This is a genomic window from Streptomyces sp. NPDC051987 (assembly GCF_040680735.1).
GTDB lineage: Bacteria > Actinomycetota > Actinomycetes > Streptomycetales > Streptomycetaceae > Streptomyces.
The window spans coordinates 1-21591 of the sequence record NZ_JBFAXI010000109.1 but is presented as its reverse complement, the minus strand read 5'-3'; the positions used below and the strand labels follow the sequence as shown (position 1 = coordinate 21591).

Annotated in this window: 20 protein-coding genes; 11 read left to right on the top strand and 9 right to left on the bottom strand. The window is 72.1% G+C overall.

Features of this window, described 5'->3' with window-relative positions:
• Positions 1-14: 14 nt before the first annotated feature.
• Both AB0M11_RS35865 and AB0M11_RS35860 read left to right on the top strand, forming a co-directional pair.
• Complete coding sequence (locus AB0M11_RS35865) at positions 15-1223, top strand: pyridoxal phosphate-dependent aminotransferase (protein WP_365712353.1); 1209 nt, start codon at positions 15-17, stop codon at positions 1221-1223.
• Positions 1224-1253: 30 nt separating this feature from the next.
• Positions 1254-1808 (top strand): hypothetical protein, encoded by a 555-nt coding sequence (locus AB0M11_RS35860; protein ID WP_365712352.1) that lies wholly within the window; start codon positions 1254-1256, stop codon positions 1806-1808.
• Here the strand turns inward: AB0M11_RS35860 and AB0M11_RS35855 are convergent.
• Positions 1787-3001 carry a zinc ribbon domain-containing protein gene (locus AB0M11_RS35855; protein WP_365712351.1) on the bottom strand — a complete coding sequence of 405 codons (1215 nt, stop codon included), beginning with the start codon at positions 2999-3001 and terminating at the stop codon, positions 1787-1789. The two genes, AB0M11_RS35860 and AB0M11_RS35855, sit on opposite strands and share 22 nt — an antisense overlap.
• 918 nt (positions 3002-3919) lie before the next feature.
• On the opposite strand from AB0M11_RS35855, the gene AB0M11_RS35850 reads away from it, so the two are divergent.
• The 3 genes from AB0M11_RS35850 to AB0M11_RS35840 all read left to right on the top strand — a co-directional run bounded on the left by AB0M11_RS35850 (position 3920) and on the right by AB0M11_RS35840 (position 5705).
• Positions 3920-4543 carry a histidine phosphatase family protein gene (locus AB0M11_RS35850; RefSeq protein ID WP_365712350.1) on the top strand — a complete coding sequence of 208 codons (624 nt, stop codon included), beginning with the start codon at positions 3920-3922 and terminating at the stop codon, positions 4541-4543.
• A gap of 50 nt (positions 4544-4593) precedes the next feature.
• Positions 4594-5211, top strand: coding sequence for a hypothetical protein (locus tag AB0M11_RS35845; RefSeq protein WP_365712349.1), 618 nt, complete (start codon positions 4594-4596; stop codon positions 5209-5211).
• 71 nt (positions 5212-5282) lie between these two features.
• Positions 5283-5705 carry an acyl-CoA thioesterase gene (locus AB0M11_RS35840; RefSeq protein WP_365712348.1) on the top strand — a complete coding sequence of 141 codons (423 nt, stop codon included), beginning with the start codon at positions 5283-5285 and terminating at the stop codon, positions 5703-5705.
• Between the two features lie 35 nt (positions 5706-5740).
• On the opposite strand, the gene AB0M11_RS35835 is transcribed toward AB0M11_RS35840, so the two are convergent.
• The 6 genes from AB0M11_RS35835 to AB0M11_RS35810 all read right to left on the bottom strand — a co-directional run bounded on the left by AB0M11_RS35835 (position 5741) and on the right by AB0M11_RS35810 (position 10607).
• Entirely contained in the window at positions 5741-6142 is a 402-nt protein-coding gene (locus AB0M11_RS35835) for a helix-turn-helix domain-containing protein (protein ID WP_365712347.1), read from the bottom strand.
• Between the two features lie 405 nt (positions 6143-6547).
• Complete coding sequence (locus tag AB0M11_RS35830; protein WP_365712346.1) at positions 6548-7924, bottom strand: 8-oxoguanine deaminase; 1377 nt, start codon at positions 7922-7924, stop codon at positions 6548-6550.
• A 124-nt stretch (positions 7925-8048) separates the two neighbouring features.
• Entirely contained in the window at positions 8049-8945 is an 897-nt protein-coding gene (pucL, locus tag AB0M11_RS35825) for a factor-independent urate hydroxylase (protein WP_365712345.1), read from the bottom strand.
• 6 nt (positions 8946-8951) lie between these two features.
• Positions 8952-9863, bottom strand: a complete 912-nt coding sequence (gene uraD, locus AB0M11_RS35820) for a 2-oxo-4-hydroxy-4-carboxy-5-ureidoimidazoline decarboxylase (protein ID WP_365712344.1) — start codon at positions 9861-9863, stop codon at positions 8952-8954.
• A gap of 127 nt (positions 9864-9990) precedes the next feature.
• On the bottom strand, positions 9991-10356 hold the full coding sequence (locus tag AB0M11_RS35815) for a helix-turn-helix domain-containing protein (RefSeq protein WP_365712343.1): 366 nt from the start codon (positions 10354-10356) through the stop codon (positions 9991-9993).
• Positions 10353-10607, bottom strand: a complete 255-nt coding sequence (locus AB0M11_RS35810; RefSeq protein ID WP_365712342.1) for a hypothetical protein — start codon at positions 10605-10607, stop codon at positions 10353-10355. The genes AB0M11_RS35815 and AB0M11_RS35810 overlap by 4 nt, the downstream gene beginning before the upstream one ends.
• 263 nt (positions 10608-10870) lie before the next feature.
• Between AB0M11_RS35810 and AB0M11_RS35805 the strand changes: the two genes are divergently transcribed.
• The 3 genes from AB0M11_RS35805 (at position 10871) to AB0M11_RS35795 (ending at position 13185) form a co-directional block, all read left to right on the top strand.
• Positions 10871-11710 (top strand): TIM barrel protein, encoded by an 840-nt coding sequence (locus AB0M11_RS35805; protein ID WP_365712341.1) that lies wholly within the window; start codon positions 10871-10873, stop codon positions 11708-11710.
• Positions 11711-11895: 185 nt separating this feature from the next.
• Positions 11896-12138, top strand: a complete 243-nt coding sequence (locus AB0M11_RS35800; RefSeq protein ID WP_365712340.1) for a hypothetical protein — start codon at positions 11896-11898, stop codon at positions 12136-12138.
• A 363-nt stretch (positions 12139-12501) separates the two neighbouring features.
• Complete coding sequence (locus AB0M11_RS35795) at positions 12502-13185, top strand: hypothetical protein (protein WP_365712339.1); 684 nt, start codon at positions 12502-12504, stop codon at positions 13183-13185.
• An 88-nt stretch (positions 13186-13273) separates the two neighbouring features.
• Here AB0M11_RS35795 and AB0M11_RS35790 read toward each other — a convergent pair whose 3' ends face one another.
• Positions 13274-14881, bottom strand: coding sequence for an AMP-binding protein (locus tag AB0M11_RS35790; protein ID WP_365712338.1), 1608 nt, complete (start codon positions 14879-14881; stop codon positions 13274-13276).
• Entirely contained in the window at positions 14878-16560 is a 1683-nt protein-coding gene (locus tag AB0M11_RS35785; protein ID WP_365712337.1) for an AMP-binding protein, read from the bottom strand. The genes AB0M11_RS35790 and AB0M11_RS35785 overlap by 4 nt, the downstream gene beginning before the upstream one ends.
• A 129-nt stretch (positions 16561-16689) precedes the next feature.
• Between AB0M11_RS35785 and AB0M11_RS35780 the strand changes: the two genes are divergently transcribed.
• The 3 genes from AB0M11_RS35780 to AB0M11_RS35770 all read left to right on the top strand — a co-directional run bounded on the left by AB0M11_RS35780 (position 16690) and on the right by AB0M11_RS35770 (position 21468).
• Positions 16690-17526, top strand: coding sequence for a helix-turn-helix transcriptional regulator (locus tag AB0M11_RS35780; protein WP_365712336.1), 837 nt, complete (start codon positions 16690-16692; stop codon positions 17524-17526).
• 144 nt (positions 17527-17670) lie between these two features.
• Complete coding sequence (locus AB0M11_RS35775) at positions 17671-20472, top strand: AAA family ATPase (RefSeq protein WP_365712335.1); 2802 nt, start codon at positions 17671-17673, stop codon at positions 20470-20472.
• 204 nt (positions 20473-20676) lie between these two features.
• Positions 20677-21468: a serine protease gene (locus AB0M11_RS35770; RefSeq protein WP_365712334.1), complete on the top strand. Its 792-nt coding sequence runs from the start codon at positions 20677-20679 to the stop codon at positions 21466-21468.
• Positions 21469-21591: the final 123 nt, after the last annotated feature.

Here is a 21591-nt window from a genome sequence, read left to right as displayed (position 1 = left end):
TTCCGGAGGGGCGCATGGAGTTCCGGCAGTCCAACAAGCTCAGCGAGGTCTGTTACGAGATCCGCGGGCCGGTGATCGAGCACGCCAACGCCCTGGAGGAGGCGGGCCACAGCGTGCTGCGCCTGAACACCGGAAACCCCGCGCTGTTCGGCTTCGAGGCGCCGGAGGAGATCCTCCAGGACATGATCCGGATGCTCCCGCAGGCGCACGGCTACACCGACTCGCGGGGCATCCTCTCCGCCCGCCGCGCGGTGGCGGGGCGCTACCAGACCCTGGGCCTGGAGGTCGGCGTCGACGACGTCTTCCTCGGCAACGGCGTCTCGGAACTGGTCTCCATGGCCGTCCAGGCGCTGGTGGAGGACGGCGACGAGATCCTCATCCCCGCCCCCGACTTCCCGCTCTGGACGGCGGTGACCACCCTCGCCGGCGGCAAGGCGGTGCACTACCTCTGCGACGAACAGGCCGAGTGGTACCCGGACCTGGCCGACATGGAGTCGAAGATCACGGACCGCACCAAGGCCGTGGTGGTCATCAACCCCAACAACCCGACCGGCGCGGTGTATCCCCGGGAGATCCTGGAGGGCATCCTCGACCTGGCCCGCCGGCACGGCCTGATGGTCTTCGCGGACGAGATCTACGACCAGATCCTGTATGACGACGCCGTCCACCACTCCACCGCGGCCCTCGCCCCCGACCTGGTGGTCCTCACCTTCTGCGGCCTGTCCAAGACCTACCGGGTGGCCGGCTTCCGCTCGGGCTGGCTGGTCGTCACCGGCCCGAAGCAGCACGCCAAGGACTACCTGGAGGGCCTCACCATGCTGGCCTCCATGCGGCTGTGCGCCAACGCCCCCGCCCAGTACGCCATCCAGGCCGCGCTCGGCGGCCGCCAGTCCATCCGCGAACTCGTGGTCCCCGGCGGCCGGCTGTACGAACAGCGCAACGTGGCCTGGGAGAAGCTCAACGAGATCCCCGGCGTCTCCTGCGTCAGGCCGAAGGGCGCCCTCTACGCCTTCGCCCGCATCGACCCCAAGGTGCACCCCATCCACGACGACGAGAAGTTCGTCCTGGACCTGCTGCTCCAGGAGAAGATCCAGGTCGTCCAGGGCACCGGCTTCAACTGGCCCGCCCCCGACCACTTCCGCATCCTCACCCTCCCCCACGCCGAGACCCTGGAGACGGCCATCGGCCGGATCGGCCGGTTCCTCAGCGGGTACCGGCAGTAGTCCGCCGGGCCGCCTGGGTAAGTCCTTCCCATGACCCAGCGTCCGCTGCTCCTCCTCGACGTCGACGGCCCCCTCAACCCCTTCCGGGCCCGGTTCCTGCGCCACCGCGGCTACGTGACCCGCAGGACGCACCCCGTCTACTGGTCCGCCCGCCAGCGGCCGGGCTCCCGCGCGCTGCGCCGGGGGCTGCGGGTGCGGCTGCACCCGGGGCACGGGGCCCGGCTGCTCGCGCTGCCGTACGAACTGGTCTGGGCGACGACCTGGACGCACCAGGCCAACGAGGTGATCGGGCCGGTCGTCGGGCTGCCCGAGCTGCCCGTCATCGAGTGGCCGGAGCCGTTCGCGAAGGACCCGGACGGCCTCTACTGGAAGACGCGGACCGTCGTGACCTGGGCGGCCGGACGGCCGTTCGTGTGGGTGGACGACATGGTCACCGACCTCGACGTCCGCCATGTCGCCGAGCACCACGCCGGCCCGGCACTGCTCCATCCGGTGGATCCGCGGCACGGCCTGCGGGCGCGTGACTTCGCCGAACTGGAGCGCTGGGCTCTTAGCGTCTCTGATCAGCCAACTGATCCTTTGTGATCCGCGGGCTGCGGGATCGGTTGGATCGGTTCCCACCGTGGTGGGGTGGCGTGGGCGTGTAGGTGGAAGCCTGCGCCCAGTGCCGCCCCTCTGGGCCGGTGTCGGCGGGTGGTGGGTGTGCTGATCGTCGTCACGCCCTGGTGCCGGTGGGCTGCGCGGGGCAGCAGTTTTGGGCCCGTGTGAGCGTGTCCCTCCGGACGCTTGCCCGCCGGACCCGAGGGACCGGTAGGGGAGGGTGCCCCGCGTCGCCTGGGCGCGGAGCGTGCGATTGTGCGCCGGGTGGGTCCGGCCTTGGACCGGTCTCCCCGGCGGATCCCAGTGGTGGTGGCCGTTTCGACCACTGCGGTGGTTTCGAGCTGGTCGACCACGCTGCGGATGACCATCGCGCCACTGGCGCGGTCGACCGCGATCTTGGTTTGGTGGGTGGAGCCGCGTGCGGCGATGCGCTGCCATGCTCCGGTGTCGCGGTCGCCCTGCCAGCCGCATTCGGGGTTGGGGCAGATGGCCCATTTCCAGCCGGCTACGGTGGGCCGGTCGGGGGCCTTGCGGTGGCGTAGCGTTACCAGGCAGCGGGGGCAGTGCCGGGAGGTGCCACGGGCCGGGACGGTGACGACAGCGATTCCCGCTTCGGCGGCCAGGTGCCGCATTCGTTCCACGATCTGTCCGCGAACCTGCTGGGACAGACGGGTGTTGAGAGTGCGGCCCATGCCCCGGGCTTCCATCGAGCGCAGGTCCTCGACGTAGATCACGCTCGCGTGGGCGGCCAGTGCCTGGTCGACCGTCCACCTTGCGGCGGACCGGGCGAGCGCGTCGTTGAGATTCGAGCGCCGGTCGGCCACGTACCGAATCTCCTCGGCCAGGACGGCGTGCTTGCCGGAGAGATAATGGCTGTCGGTGTCGTTTATGAGCCGCTGATAGTGATCGGCCTTGGCATGCAGGTGCTCGCCCTCGCGGCGCAGCCGGTGCTGTTTGGCCAGCACTCCGGCGGCCCGGAACTGGGCACCCGAGCCCAGCGCGGTGATCGTCCCGTTGTCGTGGAGCCGAACGGCGCCCGCGCTGAGCAGTGTGTTGAGGCCCCAGTCCACGCCCAGCGCCACGGTGTGCCCGGTGCGCCGGGCCTTCGGCACGGTGTGGGTGTAGGCGAGGTCGGCGTGGACCCGGCCGTGGTGGGTGCGCAGGGTGGGCAGGTGCACCACTGCTCCGGGCGGGATGGTCGGCGGCAGTGTGATGGGGCAGACCACCCAGGTCCAGTCCCGATAAGAGCGGGGGGCGGGGCAAGTTGGCAGCTGCAGCCGCAGCAGCGCCCGGCCCACTGCGGGCAAGAGTGGCCTGCTGTCCGTCGCAGGCGGAAAGCAGCAGCATCCGCGCCGCGTGGGGTGCGGCCTCAAGCTCGAACACGTCGGCAGGCAACCGGCCGTGCTTCTCGGCGAAGGCGGCGATCTGCCGAGTACGGGACCTGATCACGCTGGAGGGCAGATCCCGGCCGCCGGGGACGGCGGCACGGACGGCATCCCACTCATCCGGGGTGCGCCTGCCCGACTCCGCGGGCCAGGTCCCAATGACTCCGGCGGTCAAATCCGCGCGCCACTTGGCCGACCGGAGCAGGCGCCCGGCCTGCTCCTGGGCCATGCGCACGATGCGGTCGTTGACGCGCACGGCCTCGGCCGGCGCGGTGGTCCAGCCCAGTCGCCGCAGCGCCATCCACGCGTTCGACGGCAGCTTGCGGCCTGCGCCGTCCACACCTGAGGCCAGCAGGTCCACATCGGCGGCGTTCCAGTGCACACCCAGCAGAGCGGCAGCCATGCTGGACACCAGATCCGCCGCCCAGCCCACCCGCTGGGCCAAAACTGCGGCCGACAGCACGTCGCCAGTCTTCTCCACCACGCCCGCACGCAGCAGGCCACGGGCACAGGCGATACGGGCCGTCTCGCCCTCGCCCAACGGCAGCCTCCGGCTCACCCGCACCTCTCCCACCCGCAGTACTGTCATTCGATCAACGACACGCCCACGCAAAGGTCACGCATTCGATCCGCGCACCCATATACGACCGGCAGACGACACACCACTGCACATCACTACAAGTCCCGAAGGGAAGTGTGAGCCTCTGACATATGGCTGATGTCTTTCTCGTCCGGCACGGTGAGACCGAGTGGTCGCGGTCCGGACGGCATACCGGGTGCACGGACGTGCCGCTCACCGAGCACGGCAGGGACGAGGCGCACCGGCTGATGCCGTTGGTCCGCTCGCTTCGCATCGGCGCGGCCTTCGTCAGCCCGCTCCAGCGGGCCCGCGAGACCGCCGAGCTGATCGGGGCGGCCGACGCCCGCGTCGACGCCGACCTGCGGGAGTGGGACTACGGCGGCTACGAGGGCGTGACCACCGCGGAGATCCAGCGCACCCGGCCCGGCTGGTTCCTGTTCACGGACGGGGTGGCACCCGGCCCGCCGGACCATCCCGGGGAGAGCCCGGAGCAGGTCGGGGCGCGGGCCGACCGGATGCTGGCCAAGGTGGAGGCGGCCCTCGCCACCACGGAGGGGGTCGTGCTGCTGGTGGCCCACGGGCACTTCCTGCGCGTCCTGACCGCCCGCCGCCTCGGCCTGCCCCCGTCCGCCGGTGCCCTCTTCCAGCTGGCGACCGGGACGCTGTGCCGGCTGGGCACGGAGCACGACCGGCCGGTGATCGCGGGCTGGAACATCCGGCCCGGGCGGGACCGCGTTGTCAGTACCGGGTCGTAACCTTCGCAGAAGGGACCAGTACCGCGCTCGACGCCGGGGAGGTGTGCGCCGTGACCCGACCGCCCACCGCCGCACAGCGGCGGGTCATCGACGCCGCCGACCCGGTCACCGGGCGGCTGCGGGGCACCGAGGCGCAGCTGACGGCGCTGGTGAAGCGCGGGCTCGCCTTCCGGCACCCGCGCCCGCCGCACGACCACTTCCTGACGCCGGCCGGGCACCGGATACGGGAGGCTTCCGAGCCCCCGGCCGCGGCGGAGCCCGAGCCGGCCCACGGCTTCGCCGCGCGGGTCGGCGGGGAGGAACAGGCGGACACCGGGCCGGCTCGGGCGCGCGAGGTGCACAGCGCCTGGCAGGGGCTGCTCGAACTGCGCCGGATGACCCATCCCGACGGCGCCACGGACCGGCCGTGCGGCTGGGAGCGCACGCACCTGGTGCGGGCCGCCGCACTCGCCCTGGAGGCGGCCGGGCACCCGCCCGAGGGGCCGGGCAGGCCGGGCTACCGAGTGCGGGCCACCCCGCAGCCGGAAGCGGTCGCCGTGTACGCGCCGGAGGGCGAGCCGCTGCGGGCGTGTGCGGCCACCCTGGAGCGGGCGGGCTGGCAGACGGGCGAGTACACGGAGCCGCGCACCAGAACGCGCTATCTGCTGGCGTCGCCGCGCCGGGTGTGACGGGCGTGCCAGGATGCCCGCAGAGGATCAGTGCGTCGTACACGAGAAGTCGTACACGAGAAGGGGAAGTCGTGAGCGAACCGTATTCCGTCCGCCTCACGGTCCGTGGCTACGAGACCGATGTGCAGGGCCATGTGAACCAGGCGGTGTACATCAACTACGCCGAGCACGCCCGCTGGTCACTGCTCCAGGCGGCCGGGGTCACCCAGGCCGAGCTGATCGGGCGGGGCGTGGGCCCGGTGGGGCTGGAGACGACCATCCGGTACCGGCGCGAACTGCTCGCCGGTGACGAGATCGACGTGACCTGCGCGTTCGAGTGGGGCGGCGGCAAGACGTTCCGGATACGCCAGACGATCACCAAGGCGGACGGCACGCTGGCCGCGGAGGTCGACGCGGTCGGCGGGCTGCTGGATCTGAAGGCCCGCAAGCTGGTCGACGATCCGCGCGAGATCTTCGAGGACCTCTCCAAGGCCCCGGAGCTGTTCGGGTTCTGACGCGGTCCACGCCGGGCCGGCGTCGTCCGCGCCGTCTACGCGTCGAGCAGTTCCGGCCGGTGCTCGGCGTCGTAGACCGCCCGCGCCTGCGCGACGTACCCGCGGTTGCGCTCGGCCCAGTCGGTCAGCCGCAGCAGCGTCTCGTGCAACTCCAGGGCCACCGGGGTCAGTTCGTATTCCACCCGGGGCGGCACCGTCGGGTGGACGGTGCGGGTCACCAGGCCGTCGCGCTCCAGGTTGCGCAGGGTGAGGGTCAGCATCCGGCGGCTGATGCCCTCGATACCGCGCTCCAGCTCCGTGAAGCGGACGGGGCCGTGCGAGGCCGCGACCAGGATCTGCACGCTCCATTTCCCGGCCACCCGGTCAAGAACCTCGCGGACGGGGCAGGCGTGCGCGTTCTCGACCTGGCTGGTGGCACCGGTGTTCCGCTGGGACATCGAGCCGTCTCCTTACGCCGTCCCCTCAGGGGCACTCACCATGAACTCCGTCACCAGTCGTACACCTTGCGCACGATCCGTTCCTGTCGATGTTCCTGGTGAGCTACGGCGGTCACGGAGGCCAGAGGGCCATGTCGACCACGACCCGCGCACCGGCGACACCGGTGCCCCGTCCCGAACATACCCGCGCGAGGCGTCCCCCGCCGTCCTGTGCGCGGGCGCGCTGATGACGATCCTGGACGGCAGCATCGCCACCGTGGCCGTGCCGGCGCCCACCGCGACCTGGGATGCAGCGGTCCGCGGCCGGCCTGGGTCGTGAACGCCCACCTGCTCCCGTTCGGCGGACTGCTTCTGCTGTTCGGCCGTCTGGGTGATGTGGGGGCCGCAAGGGGCGGTGCGGGCCGGTCACCCGGCGGTGATGCGGGCCAGCCGCTGGGCCTCGGCCCGGGTGGCGCGGGCGATCGCGTCCTCGTCGACGTGCAGCAGCCGGTTGTCCTCCACGATCTGGCGGCCGTTGACGAAGGAGGCGGTGACCGGGGCCGCGGCGCCGAAGACCAGGGCGGTCACCGGGTCGGCGATGGAGGCGTGGGCGAGGGTGTCCAGCCGCCACAGGACCAGGTCGGCGAGCTTGCCGGGTTCGAGGGAACCGATCTGGTCCGCGCGGCCGAGCACCCGGGCGCCGCCGTGGGTGCCCAGGCGCAGCGCCTGGCGGGCGTTCAGAGCCGCTTCCCGGTGCGCACCGAGCCGGTTGATCAGCAGCGCGTTGCGCAGCTCGGTGTGGAGCTCGCCGGACTCGTTGGAGGCGGTGCCGTCGACGCCGAGGCCGACCGGGACGCCTGCGGCGAGCATGTCGGGGACGCGGGCGATCCCGGCCGCGAGGCGGGCGTTGGAGGACGGGCAGTGGGCGACACCGGTCCCGGTGCGGGCGAACGCGGCGATGTCGGAGTCGTTCATGTGGACGCAGTGCGCCATCCACACGTCCTCGCCGAGCCAGCCGGTGGACTCGAAGTAGTCGGTGGGGCCCATGCCGAACAGCTCGTGGCAGAACTTCTCCTCCTCGACCGTCTCCGAGCCGTGGGTGTGCAGCCGTACCCCGAGCCGACGGGCCAACTCGGCCCCCTCGCGGAGCAGTTCGGTGGAGACGGAGAAGGGCGAGCAGGGCGCCACGGCCACCTGGGTCATCGCGTCGAAGGAGTCGTCGTGGTGCTCCTTGACGGTCGCCTCGGTGGCGGTGAGGGCTCCTTCCAGGGTCTCGACGGCGAAGTCCGGGGGCAGTCCGCCGTCCTTCTCGCTGCGGTCCATGGAGCCGCGGGCGAGAGTGAAGCGGACGCCCGTCTCGCGGGCGGCGCGGATGATCGCGCCGGACAGGTCGCCGGAGTCCTTGGGGTAGACGTAGTGGTGGTCCATCGCGGTGGTGACGCCGCCCCGGGCCATCATCGCGAGCGAGCCCTGGGCGGCCGCGTACACCATGGGCTCGTCGATGCGCGCCCAGGTCGGGTAGAGCGCGACCAGCCAGTTGAAGAGGTTGTGGTCGGTGGCCAGGCCCCGGGTGATCCACTGGTAGTAGTGGTGGTGGGTGTTGACCAGGCCGGGGGTGACCAGGTGACCGGTGGCGTCGATGCGGCGTACGACGTGCTCCAGGCCCTCTGGGGCCCGGCCCGCGCCGAGGGACTCGATGCGGTTGCCGGCGATGACGACGTGCCCGTCCGCGTACTCGGTGTCGTGGGCGTCGACGGTCGCGACGGCGCAGTTCTCGATGACGATGCGCTGGTCCGCTGCCATGATGTCGTCCTTCTCGCTCAGTGGACTCGTAGTGAGGGCACGGCGGGATCCCGGGGTTCCGAGTGCCGCGGCCGGGGAGACCTACGTGTCCGCTTCCCCGGCCGAGGGTGCCGAAAAGGGTGGGTCAGAGGTTGGTGAGGTCCGCCGGGATCCGCGCCTCGCGGCCTTCCCGCAGGACGGTCGCCTCGATCAGGCCGTAGGGCCGGTCCGCGGCGTAGTACACCTCATTCTTGTTCTTCAGGCCGAACGGCTCCAGGTCCACCAGGAAGTGGTGCTTGTTCGGGAGCGAGAGGCGGACCTCGTCGATCTCGGCGCGGTTGTCGATGACGCGCGAGCCCATCTGGTAGAGGGTCTGCTGCAGCGAGAGGGAGTACGTGTCGGCGAAGGCCTGGAGCAGGTGCCCGCGGGTCTGCTCGTAGGACGTCTCCCAGTCGGGTGTCGCCTGCTCGTCGTCGGTCCAGTCGAACCGCCAGCGGGCGGAGACCTCGGTGGCCAGGATGCGGTCGTACGCCTCGGGCAGGGTCGTGTACGTGTCCTTCACGTAGCCCCAGAACTCCGAGTCGGTCGAGTTCAGCACGACGAGGTCCTTGAGGCCGGAGACGACCTCCCACCGCTCGCCGTCGTACGTGATCTGGGCGAGCCGGGTCTCCTGTCCCCTGCGTGCGAAGGAGTGCCTGGCCTCCCCCGGCACCTCGATCCGCTCCCAGGCGTACTCCTCGATCCGGATCCGGGCCCGGTGGATCGGCTCCTGCGAGGTGACGAAGTGACGGGCGAGGTGGATGCCGAACTGCTCGGCGGACTCGATGCCGTACTCCTTGGCGAACGCGTACACCGTGTTCTTGGTGGTGTCGGTCGGCAGGACGTTGGCGTTGGAGCCGGAGTAGTGCACCTCGTCCATGTCGCCGCTCAGCGACACCGAGACACTGAGGTCCTTGATGTGGTGGGTGGCGCCGTCCCGCGTGATCCTGACGACTCGGTTCTCGGCCTTGCCGTACTGGTTCTGTCCCAGAATGGTGGGCATCTGTAGCTAGCTCCCTCGGTATACGGAGTAGCCGAACGGGTTGAGCAGCAGCGGTACGTGGAAGTGCTCGCCCGGCACGACGGCGAACGTCACCGTCACCTCGGGGAAGAACGCACCGGTACCGCTGTCCCGGTTCGCGGGGGCGTCCTGCTGCGCATCGGCTTGCTTCTCCTCGAAGTACGGCTCCACCGCGAAGTCGAGCCGTACGTGTGTGGTGCCCTCCGGCAGCGCCGGCAGGTCCTTGCACCGGCCGTCCGCGTCGGTCGCGCCGCCGCCGAGCGCCTGCCACTCGGCGGCGCGGCCCCGGCGGGCCGCGAGCCGGACGGCGACGCCCGCGGCGGGACGGCCGGCGCTGGTGTCCAGGATGTGCGTGGACACGGAGGCGGTGGCGCTGGTGCTCATGGTTCGGGCTTCCTCCTCGACGAGCCGGGCCAGTCGGATGCGGTTGATCTTCCCCAGCTCGGTGCGGACGATCTCGCGCTCCTGTTCCGGCGCGTTCCCGATCCGCTCCTTCACCGCGTCCCGCATCTCCTCGCCGGTGCGGCCCGTGGCACAGATCAGGAAGACATGGCCGAACCGCTCCTGGTAGGCCAGGTTCAGTTCGAGCATCTCCGCCTTGAGGTCGTCGGCGGCGCCGGCCATGCCGGACTGTTCCCGCGCCGAGGTGGGATCGCCCGGCTTCGGACGGCCGATCGGCGGGTGCCCGGCCATCGCCTCCTGGAGGTCCGCCGCGGTCAGTTCGGCCATGGCGGCGTCGCCGGCGGAGTAGAGGTCCTCGGAGGTTGCATAGGGGCGGGCGGCGAGCAGGCGCCGGGCCCATGCCGTGGAGGCGCACACCTCGTGCAGGGCGGCGAGGGCCGCGTGTTCCGCCAGGCCGTTGAACCGGGCCAGGCCCGGGGGCGGGGATGTCGACGTCACGGGAGCCTCCGTGGCCGCGGACGGCCGTCGTGCTGAACGGACTGCCGTCAGCTAACGCCCTTCGGGAACCCGACGTCAACACTTTGTTGAAAATTCCGCGTAACAACCCCCCGGCCGCACGCCCGGGTCAGCTCTTCTCCCGGTTGAGGTAGTTGTAGACGGTGAAGCGGCTCACCCCGAGCGCGCTCGCCACGGTCTCCACGCCGTGCCGTACGGAGAAGGCGCCGCGCGCCTCCAGTATGCGCACGACCTCCTGTTTCGCCTTGCGGTCCAGGTCGGCCAGCGGCTTGCCCTGCTTGCGCTCCATGGCGGCGAGGATGTGATCGAGGGAGTCCGCGAGCTGGGGCAGCCGTACGGCGACCACGTCCGCGCCCTCCCAGGCGAGCACGACGTCGTCGGGGCCGGCCTCGTCGGGCGGGAGCATCTCGCCGCCCATGGCGTCGACCAGCGGCTTCACCGCGGTGATGAAGGGCTCGTCCCCGTGTCCGGTCACTTGCCGTCACCCTCCCCCACCACGTTGACCTGGAGCGAGATCCGGGTGGCCCCGGCGTCCAGGGCCCTGCGCAACAGCGTGTCCACGGCGGTGAGCACGGCTCCGGAGCCGCCCTCCGCCGTGTTCCCGAACGGTCCGACGTCCACCGCGTCCAGTTCGGCCGCCGCCAGGACCTCGCGGGCGACCAGCGCGTGCGCGGGAGCCTCGTCGAGATCGAAGGGCTCGGTGGTGAACTCCACTCTCAATCGCATTGCGCCCCCAGAGCACGTCCCTGACCCGGCCGCGATGCGCCTCGGCCGACCGGATTCACCACGGCGGACCCACTCCGTCCGCCACGAGGCGACCCTAACGGACCACGGCACCCCCGCGCCCGCCCCGCGGGCGGGGCGCGGGACTCATCCGGCCTTGCGCAGCGGCGCTCTTGACAGCTCTCCGCGGGCGCGGGCAGGCTTCCGTTGAACAGAAAAAAGTTTCCGACATGCGGAAACATGGACGGAAAGGGAGCGCCACCCCGATGGGATGCGCAGAGCAGCGCTTCGACGTCAACCTGTCGATCCTCTTCACGGAACTCCCGCTCCTGGAGCGCCCGGCGGCCGCCGCCGCGGCCGGCTTCTCGGCGGTCGAACTGTGGTGGCCCTGGGCCGACTCCCCCACACCGGAGCGGTCCGAACTCGACGCCCTGAGGAAGGCGGTCGAGGACGCCGGCGTCCGCCTGACGGGCCTGAACTTCTACGCCGGCCGGCTCCCCGGGCCCGACCGGGGCGCCCTGTCCGTCCCGGGAGCGGAGTCGGAGCGGTTCCGCGCCAACATCGACCTCGCCGCCGACTTCGCCCAGTCCCTCGGCTGCACGGCGCTCAACGCGCTGTACGGCAATCGCGTCGACGGCGTGGACCCGGCCGAGCAGGACGCGCTGGCGCTGGAAAACCTGGTGCTCGCGGCGCGCGCGGCCGACCGGATCGGCGCGGTGCTGCTGATCGAGGCGCTCAACAGGCCCGAGTCCCCGCGGTACCCGCTGGTGTCGGCCCCGGCCGCCGTCGAGGTCGTCGACCGGGTCAACGCGGCCACCGGACTGGGCAACGCGCGCTTCCTCATGGACCTCTACCACCTGTCCATGAACGGCGAGGACCTGCCGTCGGTGATCGAGCGGTACGCGTCGAAGACCGGCCACGTGCAGATCGCCGACAACCCGGGCCGCGGCGCTCCGGGCACCGGGTCGCTGCCGCTGGCGGACCTCCTCGCCGGGTTGTGGAAGGCCGGGTACGACGGCTGGGTGGGCCTGGAGTACGAGCCGGGCGACCGGCCGAGCGCCGAGGCCTTCGGCTGGCTGCCGACGGAGCGGCGTGCCGCCCGTTGAGGCGCCGTCCCCGGGAGCTGCCGCCCCCGGCCCCCGCAGTCGGCCTCGGCCTCGGCGTCGAAGGCCGGACGGGCCGATGGTGCCGGCGCCCGTCGCACGGCATGACGTGAGAAGGCAGCCGGCGGGAGCGCCCGCGTCCGGCTCTTCGGCGTGCGGTCCCGCCTGAGCCGCAGGAGCCTTGAGGCATGACTGCACATCCACCGACGGAGTTCCCGCACATCGTCGTGCACGCGCCGGCCCTGGACGGCTCCCGCCGGGTCACCGAGGGCGACGTGACGCTGGGGATCGCCTCCCACCTCGACGACGTGATCGAGATCCTGCGGATGGCCGACCTGGACAGGATCGAGGTCGAGGAGAGCGACCTCGTCGAATGGCAGGGCGGCGGTCCGGACGACTGGCCGGGACTGTCCGAGCACCCCGAAAGCTGAGGTACCGGGACGAACGGACCGGCCGATGCTCAAATAATGCTCTGAACTGCCTTCAGCACGCTTCAACTGCCCCAGCCGTCGGGCATATTCGCGTCACACGGTGCCCGCCGGCACGGGGGCGGCGGGCACCGGTTCATCGACGGCACGCAGCGGGCGGCCCGTCCCACCGGACGGACCGCCCGCTGTCGTATCCACGCCGGCCCAGACCTCCGACGCCCTCATCGCGGTTGGGGCGTGCTCCGGCTCGGTGGCGGTCTCCTCGTCCATGGAGGTCGGGGACGAACGTCGTCAAGGGACGGACAACCGGGCCCCGGCGGGAGCACCATGGGTCCGCTGAATCGACGCGACGCCTGAGGTGAGGCCATGTCCGAGAGCGTGCCGGTGCGCTGTCCGGCCTGTCGGCGCGAGCACGTCTACACCGCGCCGTCGTACCCCTGCGCCTGCGGCGCGCCGGTCACCCCGAGCCTCGACGGCGCGGCCGAGCCGACGCCGGTGGCGCACCGCGCCTGGGACGCGGACTGGGTGACGGTGAGCTGCGGATCCTGTGGCCGCCGGGACCAGTGGCCGCAGCCGGAGCTGGGGTGCCCGTGCGGGGCGGTGCTGCGCATCGCGGTCACCGGCGGCGCGTCCGCTCCGCCGGCCGAGGCCGAGCCCGAGCCCGAACCACGGGCCGCCTTCCGTCCCGTGACGATCCGCACCGCCCAGGACGCGGTGACCGCGGCCGCGCTCTACCTGCGGTGGCTCGGCTACCGGGACATACGGCGGGCCGACCAGCGGCCGCCGTCCGGCATCGGGCTGGCCGCGCGGGGGCTGCTGGCCCAGGTGGACCCGACCGTGCAGCCGGCCTCGCGGCGGGACGTGGAGTGCCTGTGGCTGACGGCGATGACGGAGGACTCGGGGTGCGTGTACTTCTCCCTTGCCGGGTACGCCGAGGAGGCGCGTGAGCGGGCCGACGCCTTGGGGGTGGCGTTGTTCGTGCTGGACCTCACGGGGGTGCCGCAGCCGGTGAACGGGCCGGCCGATGAGCTGGCCTCGTCGGGGAGGTGATTCGGCCGCGGGCCGGTGTCGGCTGGTCGCGCCCGCGCGGCGGAGCCGCATGTCCACGCAGCCCCGCGCCCCTTCGGGGCGCTGATCGTCACCTGGTGGTGTAGGTCTCCCTCAGTTCGATCTTGCGGACCTTGCCTGAGACTGTCATCGGGAAGGTCTGAAGGATCTGGATGCGGCTCGGGACCTTGTAGTGGGCCAGGCGGCCCGCGCAGAAGGCGCGGAGTTCGTCGAGAGTGGGCGGGGCGGCCGGGTCGTGCGGGATGACGCAGGCCAGGACCTCCTCGCCGTACTTCTCGTGCGGCACGCCGACCACCTGGACGTCCCGGATCTTCGGGTGGGCGTAGAGGAACTCCTCGATCTCGCGCGGGTAGATGTTCTCGCCACCCCGGATGATCATGTCCTTGATGCGGCCGACGATCTCGACGTAGCCGTCGTCACGCATCATCGCCAGGTCGCCGGTGTGCATCCAGCGCCCGGCGTCGACGGCCTCCGCCGTCTTCTCGGGCTCGTTCCAGTAGCCGAGCATCACGCTGTAGCCGCGGGTGCACAGCTCGCCCGCCGTGCCCCGGGGCTGGGTGACCCCGGTGGCCGGGTCGACGACCTTGACCTCCAGGTGCGGCAGCACCCTGCCGACCGTGCCGGTGCGGTGCTCCAGGTCGTCCTCGATCCGGGTCTGGAGCGAGACGGGGGACGTCTCCGTCATGCCGTAGCAGATGGAGACCTCCGCCATGTGCATCTCGGCGACCACCCGCTTCATCACCTCGACCGGGCAGGGCGAGCCAGCCATGATGCCGGTGCGCAGGGAGGACAGGTCGTACGAGGCGAAGTCCGGGAGGTTCAGCTCCGCGATGAACATGGTCGGGACGCCGTACAGCGAGGTGCAGCGCTCCTGCTGCACCGCCTCCAGGGTGGCCCTCGGGTCGAAGGACGGGGCCGGGATGACCATGCAGGCGCCGTGCGAGGTGGCGGCCAGGTTGCCCATCACCATGCCGAAGCAGTGGTAGAAGGGCACCGGGATGCAGATCCGGTCCTGCTCGGTGTAGGCGATCGTCTCCCCGACGAAGTACCCGTTGTTGAGGATGTTGTGGTGGGAGAGCGTGGCCCCCTTCGGGAAGCCCGTCGTGCCCGAGGTGTACTGGATGTTGATGGGGTCGTCACAGGACAACTCCGCGGCTCGGACCGCCAGTTCGTCGCTCCGCTCGGCCGTCGCGCGGGCGGTCAGCGCCTCCCAGCCGGGGTCCCCGATGTAGACCGTCTCCCGCAACTGCGGGCAGTTGCCGCGTACTTCCTCCACCATCGCCCGGTAGTCGCTGGTCTTGTGCCGCAGCGAGGCGAACAGCACGGAGATCCCGGCCTGGTTGAGGACGTACTCGACCTCGTGGGTGCGGTAGGCCGGGTTGATGTTGACCATGATCGCGCCGATCCGGGCGGTGGCGTACTGCACCAGCACCCACTCGGCGCAGTTGACCGCCCAGATGCCCACCCGGTCGCCCTTGGCCACCCCGCTCGCGAGCAGCGCGCAGGCCAGCCGGTCGACGTCGGCGGCGAACCGCGCGTACGTCCAGCGCCTGCCGGTCCCCAGGTCCACCAGCGCCTCGCGGTCCGGCCAGGCCGCGACGGCCCGGTCCAGGTTGGCCCCGATGGTGTCGCCGAGCAGCGTGGTGCCGCTCGTGCCGTGCGCGTACGACGCGTTCACCGGAAGTCCTCCTCGCGGTACTCCTCGGCCGAGCCGGCGGCCGTGGCCTCGCGCAGCTCGATCCGCCGGATCTTGCCGGACACCGTCTTGGGCAGCGGGGCGAACTCCAGGCGCCGGATCCGCTTGTACGGCGCCAGCACCTGACGCGAGTGCTCGAAGAGCACCTTCGCCGTGTCCGGACCCGGCGCCCAGCCCGCCGCCAGCACGATGTACGCCTTCGGCACGGCGAGGCGCAGCTCGTCCGGTGCGGGCACGACGGCCGCCTCGGCCACCGCCTCGTGCTCCAGCAGCGCGCTCTCCAGTTCGAACGGGCTGATCTTGTAGTCGGAGGCCTTGAACACGTCGTCCGCGCGGCCGACGTAGGTGATGTAGCCGTCCTCGTCCCGCGAGCCGATGTCCCCGGTGCGGTAGTAGCCGCCGGCCATCGCCTCCGCCGTCCGGTCGGCGTCCCCGTGGTAGCCGGTCATCAGGCCCACCGGCCGCGCCGCCAGGTCCAGCGCGATCTCGCCCTCCGCGGCCCCGGGAGCACCGCTGACCGGGTCGAGCAGTTCCACCTTGTACCCCGGGCTGGGACGGCCCATCGACCCGGTCTTCAGCCGCTGCCCGGGGCTGTTGGAGACCTGCACGGCCGTCTCCGTCTGCCCGAACCCGTCCCGGATGGTCACGCCCCAGGCCCGCCGGACCTGCTCGATCACCTCGGGGTTGAGCGGCTCGCCCGCCGCCACCACCTCGCGGGGCGGGGTCGCCAACTGGCTCAGGTCCGCCTGGATCAGCATCCGCCACACGGTGGGCGGGGCGCAGAAGGAGGTCACACCGTGCCGGTCCATCTCGGCCATCAGCCGGCCCGCGTCGAAGCGCGTGTAGTTGTGGATGAAGACCGTCGCCTCGGCATTCCACGGGGCGAACAGGTTCGACCAGGCGTGCTTCGCCCAGCCGGGCGACGAGATGTTCAGGTGCACGTCACCGGGCTTGAGGCCGATCCAGTACATGGTGGCCAGGTGCCCGATGGGGTACGAGGTGTGGGTGTGCTCGACCAGCTTGGGGCGGGCGGTGGTGCCGGAGGTGAAGTAGAGCATCAGCGGGTCGTCGGCCAGCGTGGGCCCGTCGGGCACGAAGCCGGCCGCGGCGGTGTACGCGTCCTCGTACGGCTCCCAGGGCCCCTCCTCCGACGCCGGCAGCCCGCCCACCGCGATCCGGGTGTACGCCCCCGGCACCTCGGCGAACTTGGCCGCGTCCTCGGCCCGCACGATCACGTGCTTCACCCGGCCCCGCTCGACGCGGTCGCGCAGGTCGGCCGGGCCGAGCAGCGGGGTCGCCGGGATGACGACGGCGCGCAGCTTCATCGCGGCCAGCGCGGTCTCCCACAGCTCGGCCTGGTTGCCGAGCATGACCAGGATGCGGTCCTCCGGCTCGACGCCCCGCGCCCGCAGGTGGTTGGCGACCCGGTCGGAGCGCTCGGACAGCTCGGCGAAGGACAGCCTCGTCTCGGCGCCGTCCTCCTCGACGATGTGCAGCGCGGTGCGGTCGTTGCCCTCGGCGATGACGTCGAACCACTCGAGCGCCCAGTTGAAGTGGTCCGGACGCGGCCACGCGAAACCCTGGTAGGCGGTGGCGTAGTCCGTACGGTGTTCCAGCAGGAAGTCCCGTGCCCTGCGGAAGTCCTCCGTCGCACTCGTCATACGCGTCTCCTTCGGTACCGGGCCATTGCCGGGCGGCTCTCTGGCATCGTGTAATCCGTGATGCAGGTCTCACTACCCCCGAACGGGGGTGTGGACCGCACGAGGCCGGGGTGCGAAGGGGCAGGACAGGTGGCAGCAGAGGTCGCGGGGGCGGTGGAGATACGCGGGGCGCTGGCCAGACTGCGGCGCGCCACCGGGCTCCCGATCGCCTTCGGCGGTCTCGTCGAGGCGGGCCGGACCCAGGTGCGGATCAGTGAACTGACCGGCACCCACACGGCGGCGCTGCGCTCGCTCGCGGTCACTTCGGGCAACGGCCTGGGCGGCAGGGCGGTCGCGCTGGCCCGGCCGTGCGCGGTCACCGACTACTCCGTCTCCCGGCAGATCAGCCACGAGTACGACGTACCGGTGGCGGCCGAGGGCATCCGCTCGGTGCTCGCGGTGCCGGTGGTGGTACGGCGCCGGGTGCGGGGCGTGCTGTACGGGGCGCTGCGCACCGCCCAGCCGCTGGGCGACCGCACGCTGGGCGCGGCGGTGGCGGCGGCCCGGGACGTGGAGCAGGCGCTGGTGGTGCAGGAGGAGGCCAGGGTGCTGCTGGCGGCGGCGCGGCCGGAACCGGCCGTCGCAGGGGATCCGGGGGCCGCCTGGGAGCAGGTGCGGGAGGCGCATGCCGCGCTGCGGGCCCTGGCGCCGCGGATCACCGACCCGGAGCTGCGTGCCGAACTCGTCGCCGCCTGCGGGCTGCTGACCGCCGCCCCGGCACCGGTGGCCGAGGCGGCCCTGGCGCCACGGGAGCTGGATGTGCTGGCGTGGGTGGCGGCCGGGGCGACCAACGCGACGGTGGCGGAGCGGCTGGGGCTGCGGCCGGAGACGGTCAAGGGCTACCTGCGCTCGGCGATGCGGAAGCTGGGCGCGCACACCCGGGGGGAGGCGGTGTCGGCGGCTCGTCGGACGGGGTTGTTGCCATAGCCGGAGGGGACCCATTCCATTCATGCGGACGCGCAGTGAATTGCCCTATGCCAAGCCCCTGTTATTTCCCTCACCATGCCGTTCGGCCGGATTTCGTGGTTCATTGCCTAGAATTTGGTTTGGACACGACACACGAGGGGAGCGGTGACCGTGCGACGGGACTTCCAGGAGCCTGCCAGATGCCGCCCCGACCTGGTCATCGGCCGGGCGGAGCTGGTCGCGGCCGCCCGGGAGCAGCTCGCCTCGGGCGGCAGCGTCCTCCTGCACGGGCCCGCCGGAATAGGAAAATCCACCGTCCTGCGGGCACTGGACGCGGAATATGCCGCCACCGCCCGCACGGTGTTGCGCTGCTCGGCCACCGAGTCCGAATCCCACCTTCCGTTCCTCGCTCTCGCCGACCTCTTCGGACTGGTCCTCGACGACGTCTCCGGCCACCTGCCCGGCGCCCAGCGCACCGCCCTGGAGTCGGCGCTCACCGGCCGCGGCGAGTCCACCCTCCAGCGCGACGGGCTCGCCCTGCGCCTCGCCGTGCTCTCCGCGCTGCGCGTGCTGGCCGCCGAGGGCCCCGTGCTGATCGTCGCCGACGACCTCCAGTGGCTGGATCCGGCCAGCGCCGAACTCCTCGGCTTCGCCGCCCGCCGGCTCGGCGGCACCCCGGTCCAACTGCTGTCCGCGGTCCGCACGGAGGGCCAGGAGTACGACCGCCACCTACGCGCGTCGCCCCCGGACACCGTCGCCGTCCGCCTCGGCCCGCTCACCCGCGGGCAGGTCTCGGAACTCCTCGACCACCGCGGCCACACCGGGCTGACCCGGTCCACGGTCCGGGAGATCCACCGCACCAGCGGCGGCAACCCGCTGTTCGCCCTGGAACTCGGCCGCGCCCTCGCCGAGAGCCCCACCCCGCCCCGCCCCGGCGAGCCGCTGCCGGTGCCGACCTCGCTGCGCGCCCTGGTGCTCAGCCGTCTCGACATGCTCTCCGTCGAGGCCCGTCGCACCCTGCTGGTGGCCAGCGCCGGCGCCCGCCCCACCCAGGCCCTGCTGCACGCGGCCGGCCGGGAGAACGCCGAGGCAGAGTGCGCCCAGGCGGCCGAACTCGGGCTGCTGACCACGGAGCCGGAGGGGCCCGCCGTACGGTTCGCGCACCCCCTCATCTCCGCCGCGCTGTACGCGGAGGCGCCCGCGCAGGAACGCCGGGCCGCGCACGCGGCGCTGTCCACCGCCGCCTCCGACCCGATCGAGCGGGCCCGGCACCTTGCCCTGGCCACCACCGGCACCGACCCGGAGGTCGCCGACCGGCTCGCCGAGGCCGCGACCGAGGCCCGGGACCGGGGCGCGCCCTCGGTGGCCGCGCAGATCGGCCTGCTCGCCGCCCGGCACACCCCCGGCGACCACACCCCCACCCCGGCCGAGCGCCGGCTCCAGGCGGCCGAGGACGCGACCAGCGCGGGCGAGATCGACCTCGCCCAGGACATCGCCCGCGAGGTGCTCACCCACGCCACCCGGCCGGCGGACCGGGTGCGGGCCTGGATCCTGGTGATCGACTCCGCCGGCCACACCATGACCGAGGTCGACGCGGCCTTCCCGCACGCCCTCGCCGACGCCGGTGACGACCCGCGGCTGCTCGGCAAGGTCCACTACCAGCTGGCCTGGCGGGCACTGATCGTGGGCGGCGACTTCACCGAGGCCCGGCAGGCGGCGGCGCACTCCGCGGACCTCGCGGCCGAGGGCGGCGACCGGCGCACGGAACTTCTCGCGCTCTCCCTCCAGGCCCAGGTCGAGACCCTGATGGGCCATCCGGCGGCGCCCGCCACCATCAAGCGCGCTCTGAAGGAGCCGCAGGACCCGTACGTGGCCTGCCACCACAACGGGGCGGGCAGCGCCAGGTTCCGCTGGCTGGTGATGGGCGACCAGCTGACCGAGGCGCGGGCCACGGTCACCGCGCTGCTGCGCGAGGTGCGCCGGCGCGGGCAGGTGGAGAGCGAGGTGCACTTCCTGCGCGGGCTCGCCGAGACCGAACTGCGCTCCGGGCACTGCGGCCGCGCCCTCGACCTGGCCCGGGAGGGCCTGCGCCTCGCCCATGACTCCGGGATCGGCGAGACCGCCTCCGCGATGCTCACCTCACTGGCCGAGGCGTCCGGCGGCGACGTGGACCGGGGCCTGGCGCTCGCCCGGGAGGCGGTGGAGCACGCCGAGCAGGACGGCGACACGATGTACCTCTCCCGGGCCCTGGGTGCACTCGGGTACGCCCAGTTGGTGGCCGGCGACCCGGCGGGCACCGTCCGCTCGCTGCGCCGGGTGCGGGAGCTGGAGCAGAGCCTCGGCATCACCGACCCGGCCCGCGGCCGCTGGCAGGGCGACCTCGCCGAGGCACTCGTCCGGGTGGGTGAGACCGCCGAGGCGCAGGACGTCATCGACGTCACCCGTCAGCACGCGCTCCGGCTCGGCCGGGAGAGTGTCCTGGCGGCCCTCGACCGGGCCGAGGCGCTGGTCCGGGCGGCGCACGGGGAACGCGACGCGGCCGTCGCGCTGCTGACCTCGGCTCAGGACCGGTTCGCCAAGCTGGGCTACGGCCTGGAGGAGGCGCGGGCCGCTTTCGCGCTGGCCGCGCTGCGCGAGCGGCGCTCCCCCGCCGCGTTCGACGAGGCCACCCGGCTGTTCAGGCGGTGCCGGGCGCTGCCGTGGCTGCGGCAGGTGGACGAGGCCGTCTCGGCACCGGAGCCGGCGGTCGAGGCGCCGGCCGCGCTGGACGCCCTGGACGGGCTGGCCGCGATGGAACGTCAGGTCGCCGCGCTGGTCATGGAGGGTGCCACCAACCGGGAGATCGCCGCCCGGCTGTTCATCAGCGTCAAGACGGTGGAGGCCACCCTCACCCGGGTCTACCGCAAGCTGGGCATCCGATCGCGCGTGGACATAGTCCGTTTGGCGGCAGGGCGACGCGCGAAGTGAGAGCGCTCCCGGTTAACTGAGGCGGACCGAGGGTTTTCCCTCCCCCATCCCCCTAGGGGGTTCCCTCATTGGGAGGGTGGGGTTCCGGGTCCTAGCTTATGGATGTGCCGCTCGCCCGGGCATACGGGGGTCGGTCCCGCGACCCCCGTGCTGCACCCCCCACACCCGCGCGACCCCCACCGGCAACCCCCACTGAGGAGACTCATGTTCGGGCACCACCGCGCAAGAAAGACCGCCGCAGCACTGGTGGCCACCGCCGCCGCCGCGGCGACCGCGCTGATCGCGTCCCCCACCGCGTCAGCCGCTCCCCAGCCGATCGTCGGCGGCACCACGACCACCACGACCGCGTACCCGTTCATGATGCAGATCACGGACGCGTCCGGCAGCCAGTTCTGCGGCGGCACCCTGGTGTCCTCCACCAAGGTGGTGACCGCCGCGCACTGCATGGAGGGCGAGTCCACGAGCAGCGTCCGCGTGGTCGGCGGCCGCACGTACCTGAACGGCACCAACGGCACGGTGAGCAAGGTCAGCAAGATCTGGATCAACCCGGACTACACGGACGCCACCAACGGCGACGACGTGGCCGTCCTGACCCTGTCGACGGCGATGTCGTACACCCCGGCGCCGTACGTGACGTCCGCCCAGACGAGCGTGTACGCGGCCGGCACCACGGCCCGCATCCTCGGCTGGGGCACCACCTCGGAGAACGGCAGCTCCTCCAACCAGCTGCGGACCGCGACCGTCCCGATCGTGTCCGACTCCAGCTGCAAGAGCTCCTACGGTTCGGACTTCGTCCAGACCGACATGGTTTGCGCCGGATACACGTCCGGCGGCACAGACACCTGCCAGGGCGACAGCGGCGGTCCCCTGCTCATCGGGGGCGTCCTGGCAGGGATCACTTCCTGGGGAGAGGGGTGCGCGGAGGCGGGTTACCCGGGTGTCTACACCCGGCTGACCACCTTCTCGGACCTGGTGACCACGCAGGTCAACTCGTGACCTGAACCCTCCTCAGGTGACCGGCCAGGGGGCCTTTGGGGGCGAGCCGCGCGCACCCCCCCACCCCCCCAACAAAACCCCCCCCCCCCAAAGCCGCCGGGGGAAAGCCGGCCCCAGCCAAAA

Coding starts and splice junctions, on each gene's coding strand:
- pucL (WP_365712345.1), bottom strand. CDS start 8,945: ATGCCCACCATTCTGGGACAGAACCAGTACGGCAAGGCCGAGAACCGA.
- AB0M11_RS35800 (WP_365712340.1), top strand. CDS start 11,896: ATGACTGCACATCCACCGACGGAGTTCCCGCACATCGTCGTGCACGCG.
- AB0M11_RS35850 (WP_365712350.1), top strand. CDS start 3,920: ATGGCTGATGTCTTTCTCGTCCGGCACGGTGAGACCGAGTGGTCGCGG.
- AB0M11_RS35795 (WP_365712339.1), top strand. CDS start 12,502: ATGTCCGAGAGCGTGCCGGTGCGCTGTCCGGCCTGTCGGCGCGAGCAC.
- AB0M11_RS35835 (WP_365712347.1), bottom strand. CDS start 6,142: ATGTCCCAGCGGAACACCGGTGCCACCAGCCAGGTCGAGAACGCGCAC.
- AB0M11_RS35805 (WP_365712341.1), top strand. CDS start 10,871: ATGGGATGCGCAGAGCAGCGCTTCGACGTCAACCTGTCGATCCTCTTC.
- AB0M11_RS35830 (WP_365712346.1), bottom strand. CDS start 7,924: ATGGCAGCGGACCAGCGCATCGTCATCGAGAACTGCGCCGTCGCGACC.
- AB0M11_RS35810 (WP_365712342.1), bottom strand. CDS start 10,607: ATGCGATTGAGAGTGGAGTTCACCACCGAGCCCTTCGATCTCGACGAG.
- AB0M11_RS35770 (WP_365712334.1), top strand. CDS start 20,677: ATGTTCGGGCACCACCGCGCAAGAAAGACCGCCGCAGCACTGGTGGCC.
- AB0M11_RS35785 (WP_365712337.1), bottom strand. CDS start 16,560: ATGACGAGTGCGACGGAGGACTTCCGCAGGGCACGGGACTTCCTGCTG.
- AB0M11_RS35865 (WP_365712353.1), top strand. CDS start 15: ATGGAGTTCCGGCAGTCCAACAAGCTCAGCGAGGTCTGTTACGAGATC.
- AB0M11_RS35860 (WP_365712352.1), top strand. CDS start 1,254: ATGACCCAGCGTCCGCTGCTCCTCCTCGACGTCGACGGCCCCCTCAAC.